Raw genomic sequence first — 203 nt, forward strand, 5'->3', positions numbered from 1 at the left:
TACCGTATCATCAGCGGGTTTATTGTCTGCGGTTGAGGTGGGTAATACGACCCTCACGGCCACCAAAGATGGTGTGACCAGTAATACGGTGAATGTGAATGTGAATGTGAATGTGTGTAGTAGTCTTGCTGGCACATGTATTGATATCTTTGATACGGGTAGCGGTAAGTTGTTTACCAATTCACCATCAGTGGCCTACTTAG

General features: G+C 45.3%; 1 pseudogene. It reads left to right on the top strand.

Annotation, left to right across the window (positions count from 1 at the left end):
- Nucleotides 1-203: pseudogene (locus tag HC725_RS16640) on the top strand (Ig-like domain-containing protein); the annotation flags it as partial.

It is taken from the genome of Vibrio sp. S17_S38, from assembly GCF_014694375.1.
Lineage (GTDB): Bacteria > Pseudomonadota > Gammaproteobacteria > Enterobacterales > Vibrionaceae > Vibrio.